This window comes from Staphylococcus cohnii species complex 1663, assembly GCF_041008415.1.
GTDB lineage: Bacteria > Bacillota > Bacilli > Staphylococcales > Staphylococcaceae > Staphylococcus > Staphylococcus ureilyticus.
The window spans coordinates 276,230-298,340 of sequence record NZ_JBFDVL010000001.1 but is presented as its reverse complement, the minus strand read 5'-3'; the positions used below and the strand labels follow the sequence as shown (position 1 = coordinate 298,340).

Here is a 22,111-nt window from a genome sequence, read left to right as displayed (position 1 = left end):
ATTAAATTTAACGAAAAAATTTCTATGAACAAAATGAACATTCAAGACTCCCGGCATACTTACTTTCCAAATTTCTGAAAAAAGCTTACGTGTTACCATATTAAGTAACACGTAAGCTTTTATTTTATACATTAAATCTAAAGTGAACGATGTCTCCATCTTTCATAATGTATTCTTTACCTTCTAATCTTTGTTTTCCAGCTTCTTTAGCACCATTTTCACCATTAAATTCTACATAATCATCGTAGCTCGTTACTTCTGCACGTATGAAACCACGTTCAAAGTCAGTATGAATAATCCCTGCACATTGTGGAGCTGTCATACCTTTTATGAATGTCCAAGCACGTACTTCTTGCACACCTGCTGTAAAGTATGTTGCCAAACCTAATAAGTCATAAGTTGTGCGAATTAAACGATCTAAACCGGGCTCTTCAATGCCTAAATCTTCTAAGAACATTGCTCTATCATCATCATCCAATGTAGCAATTTCTTCTTCAATTTTAGCACTGATGACAATGACTTCCGAACTTTCCTTATCAGCATATTCACGAATAGCTTGAACTTTTTCATTATCTTCATCGCCAATTTCGTCTTCTCCGACATTAGCAATATATAACATTTCTTTAGATGTTAATAATTGTGCTTGATTTACATATTTTTGATCTTCTTCCGTAAATTCTAAACTTCTTACTGGATTACCTTCTTCTAAAGCTTCTTTAATTCTTGATAAAATGCGAACTTCATTAACCGCATCTTTATCTTTTTGTCTTGCCATTTTTTCTAATTTTGGTAGCCGTTTTTCAACTGATTCCAAATCCGCCAATACAAGTTCCATATTGATAACTTCAATATCATCAATAGGATTAACACGGCCAGAAACATGTGTCACATTATCATCATCGAATGCACGTACGACTTGGCAAATTGCATCAACTTCACGAATGTGAGATAGGAATTTATTTCCTAACCCTTCACCTTTTGAAGCTCCTTTAACAATCCCTGCAATATCAGTGAATTCAAAAGTCGTTGGTATTGTTTTTTTGGGTTGTACCATATCTGTCAATACATCTAATCTATGATCTGGAACTTCAACAATCCCTACGTTAGGGTCAATCGTTGCGAATGGATAATTCGCTGCGAGCGCACCCGCTTTAGTAATTGCATTGAAAAGTGTTGACTTCCCTACGTTTGGAAGCCCAACGATACCTGCTGTTAGAGCCATTTATTCATTCTCCTTATTTTTCCGTATCTTGATGAGATACTAATATTTTTTTCATTTTTTTATTAAACGTTTGTCGTGGAATCATAATGCTTCTTTGACAATTTTCACATTTTATTCGGATATCTGCGCCTACACGAATGATTTTAAAGCGATTCGTACCACAGGCGTGTTGCTTTTTCATCTCTACAATGTCATTTAAACCGTAATTTGATGTCATTCTGTCACTCCTCCGAATATTTAAGCGTTATTTTGTTGATTAGGGTCATATTGTAACATCATCGGCTTAGGTGTTTTAATCTCTTTTTGCTTAAACAATTTCAATATCTCTTTTCTTAAAATACGCGCTCCGGAAGCACCCTCACCTGGTATTGTTTCAGCAGACACACTCAATACAATTTCATCTCGACTGATTGAATTGATACCAACGACTTGTGGTGTAGAGATAAACAAATAATAATTTGTTTGTATAGATTGAAAATAGTCTGTGAGTACATTTTCTACTTGATCAATATCTTCCTCTACCGAAACTGGTATTTCGACAATTGCTTCACCATTGGTCACTGAATAATTTGTAATCTCACCCATACTGCCGTTTGGTAATGTCGTTAATTCACCTGTAATTGTATTTATTTTTGTCGATCTTAAACCTATGACTTTAACTGTACCTTCTGCAACAGTTGTACCACCGTTATTTATTTTAACATAATCTCCTACATCAAATTGATTTTCGAATATAATGAAGAAACCAGTGATAATATCTTTAACAACGGTTTGTGCACCAAAACCAACTGCTAAACCAACAACCCCAGCACTTGCGATAATACCTTCAACACTGATACCAAACTTGCTTAAAATGGTTGTTAACACTATAAACCATACCACATACGATACGATATTTTGAACTAATGATATTAATGTTGCTGAACGTTTTTTATTCGCTTTTTTGCCTTTATTTTGTATTTTGAAAAATTGCTCTATTCCTTTATTAATAAAACGCAATACTATCCACGCTACAATGATATATATCACAATCATAATGAGATTTGAAAGTAGCGTTTGATATGTTTCCGGTTTAGTTAAAGGTTCTATTAAGGAATACATAATACTTTTTATTTGATCCAATCATATTTCCTCCCTTAGTCAAAGACTCTTCTCATTTTATTATAATTATTTAAACTGTTAAACACATCCAACTTCCGACTAAATTTTAAATTTGTAAAACAATTACACAGATCATTTGAAGTATATATTTGATTTCATTTACATAGAATGCATACTACAACTTATAGGATAATAATCAGAAGACACCATACTATCATTACTCTCTTTATACTATCAATTTTTAAATATAGTTTATATAATTTTCATGTTTAATTAAATTTAAATTATGTAATTTAAAAAAGACAAAAGAAAAAGAACCATAATTTAAAATTATGATTCTCTATTTCTCAGTAAGTCATATTACTATAAATACACCTTGAAATAAAGGATTTTTCAGTTTTTAGTCATCACTTTCATCAATCATTTTCTTTACTCGGCTATTTTTTTCTCAAGATTATCGTATAGTTTAAATATCATAACACGTTCACCTGTTTTAGAACTCAAATCAGTATGAAAGCCTTTGACTGCTTCACCAGTAACTGAAAAAACAATTTCATCAAGTGCCTCTATACCAGATTCTACAAGCTTAGATCTGGTACGTTTAATTGTTAATAATCCTTCATGTGTCTCACAAACTTTATATTCAGCTTGTGTTAACACACCCTGCAAACTAACAATAATCATATCACGCAAAATATCAGTTTTCACAGACAGTGAACCACGACCAAGGAAGTCTTTTTCCCATTGTGTAATTGCTTTGCTGATTTCAGACTCATAGGTACCTTTAGTTGTTTTCATGTCGAATGCATCTCCCATAGAATCAAAATTAATTGTCGTATTATTTAATAATGCTAACATTATCATTTTTATATACTTTTCTCCATAGTTATATGCAATTACCCAGAAAATAATATAACTATCGCTTACTTCTTCTGTCCTTTAAGAAATCAGAAAAACGTTTTTTAAGTTAATCAACTGACCAATGTTGCCAATCACCAAATTCATCAATACTTGCCAATTTAAGCCAACCATTGTGCACCTTTTGATAAAAATCATATTGCTCATTTAATAGCTGCTTAATATAAGCATTGGGCGCATGCACGACGATGAGTAGTCTAATCGGAGAATGATACATTTTATTGTCTGCCGACATTACAGATTGCCAAGGTAGACCCGTCAACAAATCGCTCGCATTACCTTGCATAACGCCTATACCTGCCGTAATAGTCTGTGTTGTTTTACTACCGCTACCATAATAATGAGGTGCAACAGTTGAGGCATAATACTGTAGATTAATCCATTGTGCCACGGTAGCTGGACCACTAATGATATTCGCTAAAAGGCTCCCATCATCATCTTGTTTCCAATCATAATTGTGTAAAAAGGCGCGCCCTTTTAAGTCGCTGTTTTTTGTTAAATCACGTGAACCTATAATAAATGAAGCGTTTCTCGCTAAGCCCCATTCTGGTCTAATCTCGCTCCAATCATTTGTTAAGCGATGTACTTCTTTGATTGGGTCTTGTTTTATGATGTGATTGTCTGGTAATGCTTTCAAGCGTTGTTCATTTGCGCGATAAGTAATGTCAGGCATTGCGGCTTGAATTTGATTTAAAGCATTTTGTCCAGCTTTTGACATTGTTGGTACGTATATCCATTTTAATTCATCTGTAGATGTTTGGTGCTCCGCTGCCGCAAAGATAGTGTCTTCTGGAATGACAATACCTCGCTCATTTAATGCCGTTCTAACTTCAGTCGAGTTACAAAGCTGTGCTAATACCTTCGCGTTAAACCCACTGGCTGCACCACCACATGCACCACAATCAAGCGAAGAAGCATAAGGATTATTCGCACTTTGACTGCCGTGTCCACACAATACGATTAATGGGGCAAACTCTAATTCCAAACCCATTAAACGCAACGCTTGTTGGACATAGTCCACTTTTTCTTCATTTGTGAAACCAACTGGTATACCTTCTTCATTAATGTTGCAATGATCTAATGATAACGTTGTATCATTCGGTTTTTGTAACCAACCATCATAAAATTTTCGTATCAATTTACCGATAGGTCTCGGTGCGAAACTTCTTGAAAACATTTGAAGCGTTAACCAAGGGCCACTTAGCTCTGGTAAAAGTAAGCTCGGTAAAGCATTTTGTTTCATCTTTTTAAATGTATACGTTATCGATTTGAGTATGTGTTGATGCTGGCGAAAAGATGTAGGTTCTTGCTCATGCGTGTATTCTTTAATTTTATGTTGCGGTTGATTCATCACAGGTAAAGATGGGTGACTGTAGGATTGTCCCAGCTCTTCTTTGACAATGGGGAGTCCAAAAAACCCAGCAACACCGATTGTCTCAAATGCACCAGCCGCTTCTATTTGTCGACGAAAAGGCTCCGAGCGTACATCTATACAAAATGCCATTTGTACTTGTGGCTTTTGGCTTTCTTGCTCATTATCTTGGTTTGTGGTCACGGTCGCTTCTAATTGATGCTCATATGTTGCTTCCCAAGCCGTTAATAAAATTTGTCTACGACCTTGTTTTTCAAATTGTAATGCAAAATCTATATAAGCGTTTTTTTCAGATTTAGATAGTTGTTGCCATTGTTCTGTCGTAAACATACCAATAGCCATCCAATGTTCTGCAAATTCATCGTGTTCATATGCTATTGGGTTCTCTGCTGAATTCACAGGTAAATAAGGTTCAACAATGGCCCATTCTATACCAAGACGAATAGCTAAATAAGACAATAACATTTGATCAGTATTAAACGCTTGTTCATCTTGCCATAGCATCATACCAGCCCATCCAGGCAATGATAGCAAATGATTTTCCAAATATGTTTGATACTGTGCCTCAGCAATACCCAGCTTTTGTAAAACCATATGAATGAGCGATTCAGCTTGATTTGGTAATGTTTTCAAGCGTGAACGTTGTTGCTTGGTCAATGCTGGATCATGTTGTACCAAATGTTGCCATGCAAAGAATAATCCCTTTTCTCTATTCGGCATCGTCCATCCTGATTGCGCATCATCTAAATATAATTTGCACCATTTAATAACGTGATAATCTACAATATCTATCAATCGTCTATCATCTTTATCCGTAATATATGTACTTAATAATGGCACACTATTAGTTTCATCGTCTAAATGAATTTTTTCATTATGCTGATTGACTTGTCTTTTATTTTCAGAATGACACGTTACATCTACAATATTAGACAAATCTAACATCGTTCTAGCATAACTTTTAGCAAACTGTCTATCTATCGAGACTACCGATTGATTTAACCATTCTTGTAATTTAACTTCAATCATATCTTTATCAATTTCGTCACGTTGATATGCTTGTTCAAACATATACATTGTAGGATAGATATCTACGTCACGGACATTTTTTAACCATTGGGCCACATTTTTAAATTCATATTCCTCTAAATTTGACCAAGGGTTTCTTGCGGCAAACACAGAAATAGGAGATAAAGGAACGATAACCCTACTCGCTTTAGAAATTATTTGATCGATATCATCTTTGTGCTGATTTTGGTTTGTCATTTCTTTATGCTTTCCCATTTAGTGCCCTCCTTTTGACAAATAAGATTTTAAATAATTAGGATGACGTTCAACCGTTTCAACCTTTGCATCTCCTAAACGAACAATCCACATATACAGAATTGAAAATACGACAGAAGACCGGTGACGTGCTACCCAGGTACTAATTAAACTACCCAACAATAAAATGATTGCTACGGCAATAACGATAAAAGTAGGTGGTTGTACGCTGTGAATTGTCAGCGTATGTAATGCCCCTGAAAAATAATGATGTACCACAAAATAAACTGCACCTACAACAATGAGTATCGTCATACCTATAACACGGCCAAAGTTGCCTTCACCAAAAGCTACTAACTGTGTCCATGATACAGATAAAGACCATGCTAAAATAAGACCGCTCACTAGACGATAACTTTCTTCTGGTGCACTCAACCAAAAGCCTAATCCAATCAGAAACGCTAAAATACGACCACTGATTATCCATACATATGACATTCTTTCATTTGCACGACTCGGTACACTAAAATGACGCACTGCCGATCCAGAGCGTAAAAATAAAGTCGCTTTGAATAAACCATGTAAAATCAAGTGAATGATTGCAGGAATATAAGCACCTAATGCACATTGAATTAACATAAAGCCCATTTGGCCTATCGTAGAACCCACCAATAATCTTTTATAATCCACATGGACTAAACTAATACCTGCACCAAGTAATACAGAGACACTAGCAAAAATCAATAAAATTACAGATGCAATGTCGCCACTAAAAATGCCTGAAAACCTGGTTAACATAATACCACCAGCATTAACGATACCAGCATGCATAATCGCAGAAACTGGTGTAGGTGCTGCTACAGATTCGATTAACCAACGTTGAAAGGGCCATTGTGCCGCTGGAATCATAACAGCCAGTACAATGAGTAAATTAATACCAAATTGTGCCAAACCGTTAAGCATGGATAGATGTGCTTCATTTAAAGCTACAGAATAATGCCATTCACCGGTAGATAATCCAATCCACAAAACAGCACTTAATAACGCAACCCAACTTAACATGAATAACCTACCTGTTACCTTCGCTGCTTCACGTGTAACTTTCCAGGCGCTTGTTAAACTAATCAAAATCGTAAGTCCTAATAATGTACATCCCCAACTGATCACCATAATTCTCATATCCGCAGTTAACCAAGCAAATGATGCGAAGGTAGTCGTAAAAGTAAATAAAGTGAAGTATTTTTTATAGCTTTTATCACCAGCTAAATAACGAATACAGTAACGTTGGATGATCACACCAATAACGAGGACAAAACCAACCATGAGCCAAGATAATACGTCAGACCGCCATATACCTATCTCTATATTTTTCTGTGACAATATAAGACCTAAGTTAGCCACAATTGCCGGTAATGCTACAAAATAAATATGTATTCGTGCATATTTAGGCGATATTTTTTTTATTAAGAAAAAGAGACTACTTAAAATTGAAATAATTAGCGTTAGAAATAATAATGTTATAAAAATATGCGCGTCAATCACGATTATCACCTTACCTTCTGTACTACGACATTTAAATTTATAATAGTAATAAAACACTTAATTTAAAATTATATTTTCCACGAAAAAAGCCGACAATTAATAATAAATCGATACTGACTTATTATCATTGTCGGCTTCATTACAACGCACATATGATGAGTGTTTTGCTTTGCTACCTATTATATATTCATTTATTTTAAAATATGCTAATTTTATATTTTTTTACGTTAAGACGTACAATTTCTTATTTCCACTACTATTTATTCACTTTTTCAATTTGCCAATACACACTGATTAACAACTTGCTAAAGCTTTAATTATATAGAAAAACATAGAAAAGTATGCCTAAATTTTAAACTTTTAATATTAATAAGATATAACGATTATTCGTGTTTGTCAAGATAGACAGTATGTTAAGCTTTGTTCATTATAACTCTTTATACTTAAATGCTTGTTTAGAAGCAATAAATGAAAGCACCATAACGATTAAGCCAATCAATGCAAAAATACCACCATACCACAGGTTTTTACTAATTTCTTCTATAAGATTACCTGTTCCTGATAATATGGCCATACCTACAAAATAATAAACAAAGAATAAAATGACTACGATAATAGATACAATCATAAATATGACATTTGATTTTTCCGCACCCATTTTAAAAGTAAATGGGAAAATAAGCGAATACAACGCGATAAATCCTGTACCAAGCAACGCTGAATTCACTCCACTAACAATACTACCTGCAACAATTGCATTAATCACAAGTGACACCACCATCCCTGTTAGTGCCAATAAGCTATAAAATGCAAAATGACTACTCACATAAGTGTTTCTGCTATAGGGTAATGTAGAAACAAAGTACATCCACTTTGAGTCTTTTTCATTTTTTAAATTATCTGTAGCTGGTGAAACTAAAAATATCATAGGCATGAAACTAGCCATTATTGGATTTGTAAAAGAGAAAAACAAACAAATTGGAATACTTAACAATAAATATATATAAATTGATTTTTGGTTTGTAAAATAATAACTCAGTAAGTAACCCTTCATGCTAATTCTCCTCTCATTAATATTTTTGTGGCATCATCAATATTTTTTAATGGCTGTGCTAACTCTATATCTTTATTTTGGTTTACAAGTGCTTTCCCTGTTCCTTTATGTATGCGATAAGCAACAACATTACTGTGATTAACATCAAATTCCCCTTCTTCAAACGAAACAATGCCATAATCATTTAGTAATGTATCTTTCTGCTCTTGTAATAAAATACGCCCATTTTTCATAAATACTAATTTATCTGCAAGCGTCTCAATATCCTCTGAAATATGTGATGAAATTAAAATACCGTTACCTTCATCAACAAAATCTTCAAGTATTTCCAGCACTTCTTCACGTCCTGAAACATCCATCCCTGCCGTAGCTTCGTCTAGAATTAAAAGTTTACTATCATGTGATAGTGCAATGGATATTGAAATTTTCATACTCATACCACGGGAAAAAGTTTTAATTTGACGTTCTTTTGGTAATTCAAAATTCTCTAACATTTCAAAAAAATGTTGTTCATCCCATGTACGATAAATATTAGAAAACACTTTACTAATTTGTTTAGCGTTAAGTTTATTAGGCAGTCGAAGATCATCAAATACAACGCCTAGGTGTTCTTTATACGCATAGTCATCGCGAGAAATCTGTGTATCAAAAAACTGAATGTCGCCAGCATCTGCAAAGCGATTTCCCACTAATGTATTAATCAACGTAGATTTACCAGAACCGTTTTTTCCAATAAGCCCTACCACTGTATTGGGTTCAATTGTTAGATTAATTTGATTTAAATTAAAATCTGAATCAACGTAAGTTTTGTTTAAATTTTGTACATTGAGCAAATACTCCATGATAACCCCCTGTATTTCATTTTTTGATAAAATCTTAAACTTTTACATTAAATCACTTTCTAAATTAACATAATACACCTCGTTATAATACACAATACATTTTTCAAAAATATTTATTTTTATTATTTTTAATTAAATGTATATCTAAATGCACAATAACTAAAAACCATTAACTGTTAATTGTTTTTAAAATGACTACATCGTTCCAGCCAACCAAGATAATTAGAGTTGAATGGGATAAAAGGCTGAGACAATTCTTTTGTCCCAGCCTGTTGCATGTCATATTTATACATGAGCGATAATGTTTACGCTTTTCTAGCCAACTTGAATAGCATGAAATGACGAAACTATTTTATAAAAGATAATGTCTCTTTTTACATCTTTTTAAAATATTACTTAATAATATCAATGAGTTCTTTTTTAGCTGCTGAACGTGCTGGAATCCAACCAAATACGATACCAATTAATGTAGAAACACCTACAGCAATGAGTACTGAGCTTAGACTAACCGCACTCTTAATATAGTCTGGTGTTACTGCATCTACTAGGCTTGCGACGAGTATACCTATGATCAGACCTATGATACCGCCAATTACACATAGTACAACACTTTCTACCAAGAACTGGATCTCAATATCGCGCGCTTTTGCACCAAATGCACGACGAATTGCAATTTCTTCTGTACGCTCTGTTACTGAAATATACATCACATTCATAACACCGATTCCGGCGATAAATAATGAAATACCTGCAACAGCAGCCACAAAGTAAGTAATGCCATCAAATACTTTATTAATGTTTTTCATAAATTCTTCCATATCTGTGTAACTATAGTTACCATCGCCTGCGCCTGAACCTTTTTTATTCAATTCTTTAGCGACTTTGTCTGCGACTTCTTTCTTGTCAGCACCATCTGCTAATGATAATTGGAGTGATGGAAAATCTTGCGTTAATTGTCCCATATATCTATCAAATGTATTTGCAGGCATATTAACTGCTGATGGGTTCATCGCGTCGTTTGCAATGCCTACAACTTCAAATCCTTGATCATCAATATATAATGTTTTACCTATCGCATCATTATTGAATACATCTTTAGCAATTTTGTCATCGACTGTAACGACTTTTTTGTTCAGTTCATTATCGTCTTCATTAAAGCCTTTGCCTTTTTCTGGGCTAGTCATTTCTTTTTTCTTTAAAATACTGACATCGCCTTTTTTCTGGGCATTCGTCATTTTTGCAGAATAACCTTGATCGTCACTCTCTTTGATTTTTGCATCTGTAACACCATTTACTTGTTTAGCAATATCCAAATCTTGCTGGCTAAAAGGATTATCTTTCGCACCTTCACCACTACTCGTCATATAGTTAACCGTAGCAGAATCTTTGCCTGCACCTGTATCTTCAAATTGTTCTGATGCCGTTTGTTTAAACCCATTACCTAGAGACATAATCGTAATGACTGCAGCAATACCAATGATGATACCAATCATCGTAAAAATATTACGACGCTTATTCTTTAAAATGGATTTGAATGAAATGGCGATGATATTCGATAAATTCTTCATTCAACCACCTCTTCTCTTTGGACACGACCATCTAGTATATGAATAATTCGATCTGCCTTATCTGCTACTTTGCGATCATGTGTTACGAGAATCATCGTTGTGCGATGTTCTTTATTTAATTTCATAAATAAATTAATAATATCTTCAGACGTTTTAGAATCAAGTGCCCCTGTAGGTTCGTCAGCAATGATAAATTTCGGGTTATTGATGATAGCACGGGCAATGGCTACACGCTGTTGTTGCCCTCCTGATAATTTGTTAGGTACTAAATTTTCTTTATCATATAGTCCAACATCATGTAATGTATTGATTACTCTTTCTTTACGTGCTTGCGACCCTAATCCTGCATAAACTAACGGAATGCTCACATTTTCCAATATCGTATTGTTTTGAATTAATTTGAAGTTCTGGAAAACGAATCCTACTGTTTTATTTCTAATTTCTGCCAATTCATTATCCGAACTTTTTTTATAATTCTCTTTATTAAACAAATAATCGCCTTCATAGCCTCGGTCAATAAACCCTAATATGTTAATGAGTGTACTTTTACCAGAACCCGAAGGCCCCATAATCGCTATGAATTCTCCTTCTTTAATATTGATATTGATGTCTTTTAAAATGTGATTTTCTTCATCACCGTTTTTGAAATGTCTATTGATATCTACAAGTTCTATCATGATGACACCTCAACTTTGTCTCCATCATTCATAGATTTTTTAGGGTTTTTAATTAATTTGTCACCTTTTTTCAGACCCTCTTTTACAAAAATTTCACCGTTTACTTTATCAATTTTAATATCACGTTTTTCAACTTTATTGTCTTTACCTAATACAAAAACATTATTGTCTTTAGTTAATACTGATTTTGGTAATTTAATGGCATCTAATGGCACTTCAACTTCCATGGAATAACCTGCACGTACAGGGATATCAATATCACTAATGACGATTGTATATTTAGATGAATCTGAATCACTACCACTGCTTGGGTCAGAAACTGGATTAGAAGCTTGAGCACCGCCGTCTTCTTCACTACCTGAACCAGCTGCCGCTCCGCCTCCAGATTTACTTAAACTTTCTTCGTAACTTTTTGGCAACTCTGAAATTTTCTTGATTTCGCCTTTACCTTTTTTACCAGTACTTGTTACTTTAACGTCTACTTTGTCGCCTTCTTTAATCTTTCCTAGATCAAATTCAGTCACCGTTGCTTTAATTTGTGGTTCATCTGCAACAAGTTGTAAAATAGGCTCTCCGTCAGAAACGTTTTCTTTATTTTGAATATCAATTTTACCGTCAAAAGCAGCGTAAATACTATCGTTCACTTGACGATCATATTGGTTAAGTTGTTGTTGTGCTTCCGCTCTCTCATTTTCATCTTTTGCATTGTCCACTTTATCAACTAATTGTTGGCGTTTATTATTATTAATTTCATAATTGATGAGTGGGTCACCTTGTTTAACTGATTGACCATCATCAACTTGTGTACTTACATACGTTCCCAATTGACTGTTGTTATTATATGTTTTAACTGATTTAGGTGAAGCTTTACCTTCTAAATTGAGTGGACTTTCTTTCTCCACTTTATATGTATCATAACCATCCTTTTTGTCTGAGCTACTATTTGCTTGCTTTAAAATTAATGCAATTGCAATTAATACGATAATGACAATAACACCGATAATCCACATCCACTTTTTCTTCAATGCTAAAACACTCCTTTAAATTATTATTCATTTTAGATACTATCATAATCACACAACAAAAAATATAATGCATAACATTATTTTATATACAATATTTTTCAGTGAATATATACCTAACAATATTGTAATATTGGCAATAGTAATCAAAAAGATTTTAATTTTTTTAATTTTATTTAAAGTTTTTCTTAAAAGTGTTTTAAAATATTGTAGGTAATGTTATGCTTTGGAAAATAATATATATAGGGGGCAAGGGATTCATGGAAAATTCTAACTTACCATTCGCACAACATTTTTCAAAATTACGTGAACAACCTAAATGGGGACTCAAACTAATCATTGCAATCGTAGTCATTGCACTCTCAACTGCAGTAGGTGCTATGTCAATTGATTACAATGAAATTTATCAAGATGCAGGTGCAAGTGCTCAAGATATGGGCAATATGCAAATGATTGGTTTAATCGGTGGCATAGTCGCTGGTTTAATTGGTGGCATTTTTGGTATTGGTATTACATTTTTAATCTTTTTAGTTATTTCTAAGATAATGAAATCTGATGCAACCGCAAAACCTATCTTTTCTGCAACATTAAGTTTTACTATAATTACTGGCATCGTAGGTTTAATTATTTTATTAATTCAATGGATTGCTGGTTTATCGCCTACAGATTATAATATTGCAAGCTTAAATGTCTTTGATAAAGGGAACCAAATGTTAGCCGCACTTAACTTACAAACACTCATCAGCGCATATGTATTTGGCATCATGCTCTTTGCAACGAATCGTTTGTCTAAAAAAGCTTCAATTATTTGGGCAATTGCGTACATCGTTGTATCAATTGGATTTGCCTTAATCGGAGCAAGTTTCCAATAATACATATATTTACTAAAAAACATGGAACACTGCCGTTCCATGTTTTTATTTTGATATAACATTACTCACACATAAAACAAGCGCCCATCATACTGACAATAATGATGATGGGCGCTTTCTTTCAAATGAATCAACATTGATTTATAAATATTTTTCTTTTTCTGCTTCTCTTAATTCAATGCGTCTAATCTTACCTGAATTTGTTTTAGGTAAATCTTCAACAAATTCAATCGCTCTTGGATATTTATAAGGTGCTACGTCTTGTTTAACAAAATTTTGTAATTCTTTAACAATAGTTTCATCACCCGTAACATCATCTTGCAAGATGACAAACGCTTTGACGATATTCCCTCTAATTTCATGTGGACTCGCTACGACTGCACATTCTTTTACATATGGGTGTTTCGTCAATGAATCTTCTACTTCAAACGGTCCTATGGTATAGCCAGAACTTATGATGATATCATCTCTTCTACCTTCAAACCAAAAGTAACCATCTTCATCCATTTTTGCTAAATCTCCAGTAATAAAGTATTCACCAACTTGCGGATCTGCAGTACGTGCTTCATCTTTATAATAGCCTTTAAATAATGCAGGTAAGTCTAGCGGCACTGCAATATTTCCTACTTCGTTGGGTTGTGCAGGATTACCATCTTCATCGATTACTGTTACATAACTACCCGGAATAGCTTTACCCATTGAGCCAGGACGTCCTTTTGTATCCTTTAAGAAACCGATTAACAACGTACTCTCTGTCTGACCATAGCCATCTCTAACAGTTAAGTTAAAGTTTTGTTGGAATTTATTAACAACTTCTTTATTTAATGGTTCTCCAGCAGATACAGCACTATGTAAATGTGACAAATTATATTTTGTTAAATCTGGAGATTTTGCCATTAAACGATATTCTGTTGGTGTACAGCAAAGCACATTGATTTGATACGTTTCTAATAATTCAAGATATTTCTCAGCATTAAATTTACCATTATAAACAAATGCCGTTGCGCCTGAACCCATAATTGATAAAAATGGACTCCATACCCATTTTTGCCAGCCCGGTGCTGCTGTTGCCCATACGATATCATCTTCAGTTATACTTAACCAATGCTTGGGAGCCATCTGTAAATGCGCATATCCCCAACCATGAGAGTGGACAACTGCTTTTGGATTGCCTGTTGTGCCTGAAGTATACGATAATAAAGCGATATCTTCTCTTGAAGTTGCTTCTGTATCAAGCTCATCTGAGGCATCAGTTTGCGCGTCTTCAACGTTAATCCAATTATCTTCCTTGCTGCCAACTATAAATTTAAGTAATGAGTCATATTCTTTAACACCTTTGAACTCTTCGATGCTATCACCTGTGGCTACAACTGCCTTAATTTCACCATGTGTTATACGATATTGTAAGTCTTTAGTACGCAACATTTCAGAACTAGGCACAATAATAATACCTAATTTCCATGCGGCTAAATATACTTCATATGTCTCAATCGCACGTGGCATCATGATTAATAACTTATCACCTTTTTTCAGACCATATTTTAAAAACATATGGCCAACTTTGTTTGCATTTTTTATTAGTTGGTTATACGTTATATCCCGTTCTTTACCAGTTTGATCATTAAAAATAATCGCTTTTTTTGACGGATTATTTGCATATTTTTCAATTTCGCTAACGATGTTATATGTTTCTGGAGCAATTAAATCTGCTTTATTCATTGGTTACTCTCCTTATTTCGGTGATTAATTTTACAATATACAGAACAATATCAAGTTGTATTTTGATTATTCAGAAAATAGTATTGCGTTCACATTCGTTTTTGTTATGGACTACATATTAACACATACTTGATTAGTTCATATATTCATATCATTTTATCATTATAACAAATGATACTTGAATATACTTGGTACAAGCATTTTTATATTGTGTTTTATCTTTAGTATCTGTGGTATAAAATTTATAGTAAATAATATATGAGGTGGTATTCATAATATGAATTTCAAGGATTGGGAAAATGAAAAAGATACGCTACATTTATTATCACAGATTCTAGGTAAATATAAATTAGAAGCAAGTTATCAAGAACCTCAATGGTCACACGTGATGCTAAATATAGATGTCCAAGGCTTTTCAACTGGTATGTTAAGCTATGGAACACATACATTTGCGTTAAGCGTTAACCTGATGCAACACCATATTGAAATTGTCATTGACCAACATGTACATGATATTACCTTAAAAAATGGAAGAACTATACAATATTATTATAATGAAATTGAAAAACTGTTAAATCAATCAGATATTCATTTAACAGTTAACACTCTGCCACAAGAAGTACCAAATCCGATACCGTTTGAAATTGACGTAGAACATCATCATTACGATGATAAAATTGCATCAGAAGCATTAGCATTGATGAAATTTGCTTACCATGCTGAGGCAAATTTCATTAATGGCTTAAGAGTAAGAAAATCTAAACCTGGCCTATTTTGGGGAACATTTGATATTTCTTGTATTATCGTCAAAGATAAATCAGCACCATTTGAAAATGATAGCATGGTCATTGAACGTGCGGCTTTTGATGAAGAAATGATTGAATTTGGCTTTTGGTTTGGTGATGACCAGTTTAAAGGTCCGACATTCTTTGTTTTACCGTATCCTTTTGCAGATAAACCTTTTGATACTGACCAGCAATTCCCTAAAGATTGTTATTTTGATCAACAATTAATGGAATATCTAATCGAATATCAACAACATCATGATATCGATACAATAACTCAATTTTTCAAAGCGTCTTATTTAAAATTCGCGGATTTTCTAAATTGGGATAACGTCGATCATGCTTTTTCTCCTCTGAAAATGAGACCAAACCATTTAAATAATACACCTTAATTTATAAATCAATGAATGCAACTACTTTTAATTAAATAGAGGGTATGAGACACCTTTCATGTCTCACCCTCATTTATATTTTCATACAATTTTTTGCTGCATAACAGAACTAAATTGCTATATACTCAACCTAAGAAAACCCTTTCATGACAATATTTCAAACTTCTCACAGATAAATTTTAAAAAATAAGTTCAACTTTTAGATTTACAACGTTTCAAGTGCTATAATATTTAGATGTGTAATTTGTTAAGAAAGAAGTGAGTACATTGACAGAAACTGGAAATTTCCATGTTGAAAAGAGAATCCCTCTGTTTATCGTTCTATTATCAGGGGCTTTTATAACTATTTTAAACCAAACTTTACTTGGAACAGCATTACCACCAATAATGAAAGATCTCCAAGTGTCAGAAAGTACAGTACAATGGTTACAATCTATATTTATGTTAGTAAACGGGATTATGATTCCGGTAACTGCATTTTTAATTGAACGTTTTACATCGAGGCAGTTATTCTTAACTGCGATGAGTATTTTTGCAGTAGGTACGCTGCTTTGTGCAGTCGGTATTGATTTTTCAATGCTATTAATCGGACGTGTCTTACAAGCAGCAGGCGCAGGTATAATGATGCCGTTAATGCAAACAATACTATTTTTAACTTTCCCTAAAGAAAAACGCGGTACTGCAATGGGTCTGTTTGGACTTGTTATCGCATTTGCTCCAGCTATCGGACCTACTTTATCAGGTATATTAGTCGAACACCTATCATGGAGAAGTGTCTTCTATGTTGTATTCCCTATCGCGATTATTATCATTATTGCTTCTATATTCCTATTGAAGAACGTTACAGAAACAACACATCCAAAATTAGATATTGCTTCAGTTATCTTATCTACATTAGGATTTGGTGGCTTACTATATAGTTTCAGTTCTGTTGGTGAAGCAGGTTGGACTAGCGTACAATTTATTGCACCGCTTGTTGTTGGTATCGTTTCACTCGTTATATTTATCCGTCGTCAATTAAACTTAAAAGAACCTATGCTTGAGTTCAGAGTATTTAGTTACAGTATTTATACGTTAGGTACGGTACTAAGTATGTTTGTATTTGGTGTACTTATTGCAACAAATATTATCTTGCCACTTTATATGCAAAACATGCTACAATACTCAGCCTTAAAATCTGGTTTAGTATTATTACCAGGTGCAATTATTATGGGTATGATGAACCCAATAACTGGTTATTTATTCGATAAATTCGGTGGTAAATGGCTCGCTCGAATCGGCCTATTCGTACTAGTTGTTTCGACATTACCATTTACAATGTTAACAGAGCATACAACATTTACGTATCTCGCTACTTCTAATGCATTGAGAATGGTTTCGATCGCCATGGTTATGATGCCTATGACGACATTAGCGATTAACCAATTGCCAAACGATTTAATCGCACATGGTACTGCCATGAACAATACATTCAGACAAATGGCAGGTGCTATTGGTACTGCAGTCTTTATTACTATAATGTCAGTTTCAGCAATACCTCAAGACGGGATTACCGGCATTATTCATGGTGTTAACGTAACGTTTATTATTGCTACAGCTATCTCAGCAATTGGATTACTATTATCATTTAAACTTTCGGACGATAGTAAACCAAAACGTCGCACCTTATAAACACGTATAAATAACAATACAATGTCTAGAACATCAATATTGTTGATTAAATAAACTCCGGGACATAAAGTTCTTAGACAAGTGAAAAAAGGCAATTTCTATTGAAATAATATAGAAATTGCCTTTTTCATTATTATTTTGATTATAGTTAGCTCGTTGAGCTACTACTTTCTTATATTAAGCACTATTAATACAAAACCAGGTTCGCTTTTGTCTTGTTTGTTTTCCTAACCTATACTACATTTTTCGTGTTCAATAATGTTACGTATTTCGGCGAGACTCTTGAGGGAATAGGACAAGCTGAAGACTATAGGCTGAAGCTGTCCCCTAAGAAAGCGAGCCAACAATACGAAGCATTGAATAAAAAAGAAGCACTCAGATGAATTGATTTAAATCATCTGAGTGCTATTTTTCTGAGATTTATGTCTCAGACGATTTTGTTTACGCTTAAGCGCATCATTGTTCTAAGCATTTATACCTATTTTAAGACTATTAATCCATCAACTTTATCTTCATTCAACTCAATGTTCAGAGCATTCAAAACATGAACTACATAGGCATTTTGTTTACTTAAAATATTGAAGCGATGTTGACCATCTAAAAAATTTTACAATAACCCTTTGACTCTTACATCAGTGACAATCAAATAAGCTTTGCCGTCATCCATATCACTTTTAAAAGTTGCGATTTCACTTTCTTCTACACCTAAATCAATCAACTTTCTTTTCAAGGCTTCTCTTTCAGAATCATTTTCTTTTTTAATATCTATACCTAAAATATTCGTATCTTCTACGATTTTTTCTGTTCGAGATTTATCTAAGGATAATACATAAATGTCCTGATTACCTATACCTTTATCTTGTAATGCAGTAACATCCACTTCTAACTCACTATCATTCTTATAAGCTTTAACTACTGGTTTCATAAGAAAGTCCTCCTCCTCTTAAAACATCCGTCATCATTATTCACGAATACGCATTAACCATTACGCTTTAGACTGAATCAATAAATGATTGAAGCGTTCCTTTGTCATATAAAAATACGTATTTTCTAAAATTTTATCAAATAAGTCTTCTCTTTCATCGTCTTCAGCTAAGCTAAAGTTAGTTTCAACATCTTCCTGATCTGTTTCGTCGACAAAAATAACTTGTTCACTTTTTACATCTAACGTCTTACGATTATAAATGAGCTCTAAATGATTATTTTTACGGTGAATTGCCTCAATATTATCAATTTTATATGCGCTCTGAATAAAATCTATCACTCGCTTCTCTCTATAACGTTTATGCTTTTGAGCTTTAAAATCTTTAGCAAAACTTTGTTTCACTAGTAAATAAATAATAATGATTACAGCTAGAATTAAAAGAAAAATTAACGTACTCATCTAATTGTCCCCCTTATCAAAAACACCTTAGTTGTGTTATTACGATATTATGCATAATTTTCCCATTCTGTATATTCTTAAACATGACAAATGCTTTTATCACAACCATCAAAGCTTTTCAATTTATAAGTATTTAAAGACAAAAAATGCTAAAAAACATAAAACCCCTCAGCAGTTTGACTACTGGAGGGGTTTCATATTTCCACTTATTGTTGATGATAACGAATTTGCAATTTTTTAATTTTAGATGACACTGCTTCAAAAGGTCCTTCAACATGAGCATCTCTAATTACACTTTCAATAGGTAAATTTTTAAAAGGGGCAGGCGCAACATTGATGGCTTCCAACCATTGACTCAATTGTTTTGAGGAACTCGCATATACAATTTTATCTAAACCAACGAGTGCATGTGCAGTTGCGCACATTGGACAATGTTCTCCGGAAGTAAAAACAATAGTATGCTTTCTTTCGTCAGGAGTAAGATGGGTTGCTGCCCATTTTGCGATAGCAATTTCTGGGTGTTCAGTCGCATCACCACTACTGATTCTATTATAATCTTCAAATAAAACATTACCCTCAATATCCACTAAAAGTGAGCCAAAAGGTTCATTACCATAATTTAATGCTTCCTCAGCAAGTTCGACTGTCCTGTTTAAATATTTTTCATAATTCAATCAAATGACTCCCTTCATCATTCCATGTATGAATCAATAAATAATTTATAGATTAGCATTTAGCTTAACAAATCATTCGATTTTATCTAGTTTTTCGCTTGCATGATTATTGTAATTAAGTGATTGAATCATAACTGAAATCACTAATAAACTTCCCATAGTATCAGTAAAATAATGCGCGCCCACATAAATACGGGATACTATAATTGAAACCACTAAAATAATGGCTATACAATATAATGTTTTATTCCTTTTTATTAATAAAATTAGACTCACTAATATGCATACACTTAAAACATGCATGCTGGGAAAACTATATCCGTCAAAATGTTCGGATGGTCTCGACCGTTGAATGACATATTTCATAAAAGTACCTATTAAAAATACTGAAAAGCACCAAAAGCCATACCACAAAAACTTAAATTTATGGTAGAAAAACAAACCAGCCAAAACGCATAATGTTAAAATCAAACAAATTTTAGGGTCAAAAATAGTTGAAACAAAATATAGATATTGTTTTATAACATCTATATTTAAATATGTATGTAACATGTTATAAATCGCTTGATCTATAGGTTTTGCTATACCTATTGCAATACCAATCAAAATAGCAATAAGCAAAATAACTGGTAGTGTAATTTTTAAAATACGGGTCATTTTAAAGTTTCCTTTCTGTCGTTGTTAATTCTTCTAGCCACTGCTAAAAGTGCGCCAAAAGCTATACTGATACTCAACATAGAAGAACCACCATAACTCAACAAAGGCAAAGTCACACCAGTTAATGGAACAATACTAGATACACCAGCTAAATTAATGAAAACTTGCATAAATATGTAACTGACTACACCAACACAAATCAATTTATAAAATTGATTGTTCGTTTTATTCGCATATATAAGTCCTTTTATTAAGATATAACCATAAATTATGAGCGTAAATAGCACACCTAGTAGCCCCAATTCTTCTGAAATAACGGTAAATATAAAATCAGTGTGCGGTTCTGGTAAATAACCTAACTTTGCTAGACCATTTCCTAAACCTTTACCAGTCAGGCCGCCATTACCAATCGAGATTAACGCGCTCGTTAACTGATAACCATCATTATCTTCATATTTAAATGGATCTAGCATCACTTTTATCCTTTTTAGCCTATATAAATTTTCAGAATCAAAAATCAGTGTATAAGTACCATAAATAACTAATGGCACAAGCGTAATTCCCATAATTTGAAATTTGATTTTATTTTTTATATCGGAATATATTAATATACAGCCAATAATAGCTACTGTAAGTAACGTTCCGCCCAAATCCCCTTGCATCAACACAAGCAATAAACCAATACCTAATATGGCTAGTGGTGGTAACATATGCTTTAATTGGTAATCTTGGTGGCTCCTCACACGCTGATTAATAATGTAAGAAAGATAAAAAATCGAAGCTAACTTCAGAAATTCCGAGGATTGTAAACTAAATATTCCTAAATTAATCCAATTTCTTGAACCATTAATTTCTTTACCTATTAAAGTCGTAATTAATAATAAGCATAAGGTGCCGATAACCATCAATTTTTGTACATGCGTGTTTTTAAAAAAGTTTATGTTTATGCATAATGCAATAAATATAACCGTTAAAATACCCACAATCAAAAAGATAAATTGTCTTTTCATAAAATAATCACTTTCAATTGGAACGCCGCCAGTTAAGGCACCCTTAGATGCTGATACCATACTCGCACTATATATCATGACGACACCTAAAACACCTAATATAATAAAACTAATTAGCATCCCGTAATCTAGGCCTTTTAACCGCCGTCTAATTACTTTCATATTTTTCTTCATCTCTGCACCTCGTTATAAACGTTCACCACCTAGTAAACCAAATATAACAGACATACTCAATCAGACTTTAGGCTTACCTAATTTAATATGTTATTAGTATATTATGTAATTTTATTTAAATGTTTTATCCGTGCATAAATTGAACAAATATATTTTTTAAAAGTAACCATTGATTATCTATAATTTTAAATA

Annotated in this window: 20 protein-coding genes and 1 pseudogene; 3 read left to right on the top strand and 18 right to left on the bottom strand. The window is 33.3% G+C overall.

Features of this window, described 5'->3' with window-relative positions:
• Positions 1-124: 124 nt before the first annotated feature.
• From ychF to AB1J10_RS01260, 11 genes are all read right to left on the bottom strand, one after another.
• Positions 125-1,222, bottom strand: coding sequence for a redox-regulated ATPase YchF (ychF, locus tag AB1J10_RS01310; protein ID WP_070038408.1), 1,098 nt, complete (start codon positions 1,220-1,222; stop codon positions 125-127).
• A gap of 13 nt (positions 1,223-1,235) precedes the next feature.
• Positions 1,236-1,439 (bottom strand): DUF951 domain-containing protein, encoded by a 204-nt coding sequence (locus AB1J10_RS01305; RefSeq protein WP_046207094.1) that lies wholly within the window; start codon positions 1,437-1,439, stop codon positions 1,236-1,238.
• A 20-nt stretch (positions 1,440-1,459) separates the two neighbouring features.
• Positions 1,460-2,344, bottom strand: a complete 885-nt coding sequence (locus AB1J10_RS01300) for a mechanosensitive ion channel family protein (protein WP_046207095.1) — start codon at positions 2,342-2,344, stop codon at positions 1,460-1,462.
• A gap of 408 nt (positions 2,345-2,752) precedes the next feature.
• Positions 2,753-3,121, bottom strand: a complete 369-nt coding sequence (locus AB1J10_RS01295; RefSeq protein WP_046207547.1) for a DUF2294 domain-containing protein — start codon at positions 3,119-3,121, stop codon at positions 2,753-2,755.
• A gap of 169 nt (positions 3,122-3,290) precedes the next feature.
• Complete coding sequence (locus tag AB1J10_RS01290) at positions 3,291-5,897, bottom strand: DUF2309 domain-containing protein (RefSeq protein ID WP_369002979.1); 2,607 nt, start codon at positions 5,895-5,897, stop codon at positions 3,291-3,293.
• The gene (locus AB1J10_RS01285) at positions 5,898-7,427 is read right to left on the bottom strand and encodes an NADH dehydrogenase subunit 5 (protein WP_369002978.1); all 1,530 of its coding nucleotides are present in this window, start codon (positions 7,425-7,427) and stop codon (positions 5,898-5,900) included.
• Between the two features lie 418 nt (positions 7,428-7,845).
• A complete protein-coding gene (locus tag AB1J10_RS01280; RefSeq protein WP_107384205.1) occupies positions 7,846-8,472 on the bottom strand; it encodes an ABC-2 transporter permease in 627 nt (208 codons plus the stop codon).
• Positions 8,469-9,314 (bottom strand): ABC transporter ATP-binding protein, encoded by an 846-nt coding sequence (locus tag AB1J10_RS01275; protein WP_369002977.1) that lies wholly within the window; start codon positions 9,312-9,314, stop codon positions 8,469-8,471. Before AB1J10_RS01275 ends, AB1J10_RS01280 begins: the two co-directional genes overlap by 4 nt.
• Before the next feature lie 392 nt (positions 9,315-9,706).
• Complete coding sequence (locus tag AB1J10_RS01270; RefSeq protein ID WP_107384203.1) at positions 9,707-10,882, bottom strand: ABC transporter permease; 1,176 nt, start codon at positions 10,880-10,882, stop codon at positions 9,707-9,709.
• Complete coding sequence (locus AB1J10_RS01265; protein WP_224395921.1) at positions 10,879-11,559, bottom strand: ABC transporter ATP-binding protein; 681 nt, start codon at positions 11,557-11,559, stop codon at positions 10,879-10,881. Before AB1J10_RS01265 ends, AB1J10_RS01270 begins: the two co-directional genes overlap by 4 nt.
• On the bottom strand, positions 11,556-12,584 hold the full coding sequence (locus AB1J10_RS01260) for an efflux RND transporter periplasmic adaptor subunit (protein ID WP_107385867.1): 1,029 nt from the start codon (positions 12,582-12,584) through the stop codon (positions 11,556-11,558). The genes AB1J10_RS01265 and AB1J10_RS01260 overlap by 4 nt, the downstream gene beginning before the upstream one ends.
• A 257-nt stretch (positions 12,585-12,841) precedes the next feature.
• Here AB1J10_RS01260 and AB1J10_RS01255 point away from each other — a divergent pair, with 257 nt between their 5' ends.
• Positions 12,842-13,453, top strand: coding sequence for a YIP1 family protein (locus AB1J10_RS01255; protein WP_224395920.1), 612 nt, complete (start codon positions 12,842-12,844; stop codon positions 13,451-13,453).
• A 141-nt stretch (positions 13,454-13,594) separates the two neighbouring features.
• Here AB1J10_RS01255 and mbcS read toward each other — a convergent pair whose 3' ends face one another.
• Positions 13,595-15,172: an acyl-CoA synthetase MbcS gene (gene mbcS / locus AB1J10_RS01250; protein WP_369002976.1), complete on the bottom strand. Its 1,578-nt coding sequence runs from the start codon at positions 15,170-15,172 to the stop codon at positions 13,595-13,597.
• 277 nt (positions 15,173-15,449) lie between these two features.
• Between mbcS and AB1J10_RS01245 the strand changes: the two genes are divergently transcribed.
• Positions 15,450-16,349, top strand: a complete 900-nt coding sequence (locus AB1J10_RS01245; protein ID WP_224395918.1) for a DUF5996 family protein — start codon at positions 15,450-15,452, stop codon at positions 16,347-16,349.
• Positions 16,350-16,616: 267 nt separating this feature from the next.
• Entirely contained in the window at positions 16,617-18,020 is a 1,404-nt protein-coding gene (locus AB1J10_RS01240) for an MDR family MFS transporter (RefSeq protein WP_369002975.1), read from the top strand.
• A gap of 33 nt (positions 18,021-18,053) precedes the next feature.
• Here the strand turns inward: AB1J10_RS01240 and AB1J10_RS01235 are convergent.
• From AB1J10_RS01235 to AB1J10_RS01210, 6 genes and pseudogenes are all read right to left on the bottom strand, one after another.
• Positions 18,054-18,232 (bottom strand): annotated as a pseudogene (locus AB1J10_RS01235) (IS5/IS1182 family transposase); the annotation flags it as partial.
• Positions 18,233-18,627: 395 nt separating this feature from the next.
• Positions 18,628-18,945, bottom strand: a complete 318-nt coding sequence (locus AB1J10_RS01230; RefSeq protein ID WP_224395916.1) for a general stress protein — start codon at positions 18,943-18,945, stop codon at positions 18,628-18,630.
• Between the two features lie 60 nt (positions 18,946-19,005).
• The gene (locus AB1J10_RS01225; RefSeq protein ID WP_224395915.1) at positions 19,006-19,404 is read right to left on the bottom strand and encodes a hypothetical protein; all 399 of its coding nucleotides are present in this window, start codon (positions 19,402-19,404) and stop codon (positions 19,006-19,008) included.
• 206 nt (positions 19,405-19,610) lie between these two features.
• A complete protein-coding gene (locus AB1J10_RS01220) occupies positions 19,611-20,078 on the bottom strand; it encodes a nucleoside deaminase (RefSeq protein WP_107385863.1) in 468 nt (155 codons plus the stop codon).
• Between the two features lie 72 nt (positions 20,079-20,150).
• Positions 20,151-20,735 carry a phosphatase PAP2 family protein gene (locus AB1J10_RS01215; RefSeq protein WP_224395914.1) on the bottom strand — a complete coding sequence of 195 codons (585 nt, stop codon included), beginning with the start codon at positions 20,733-20,735 and terminating at the stop codon, positions 20,151-20,153.
• The gene (locus AB1J10_RS01210; protein ID WP_224395913.1) at positions 20,732-21,919 is read right to left on the bottom strand and encodes an FtsW/RodA/SpoVE family cell cycle protein; all 1,188 of its coding nucleotides are present in this window, start codon (positions 21,917-21,919) and stop codon (positions 20,732-20,734) included. The genes AB1J10_RS01215 and AB1J10_RS01210 overlap by 4 nt, the downstream gene beginning before the upstream one ends.
• Positions 21,920-22,111 lie beyond the last annotated feature (192 nt).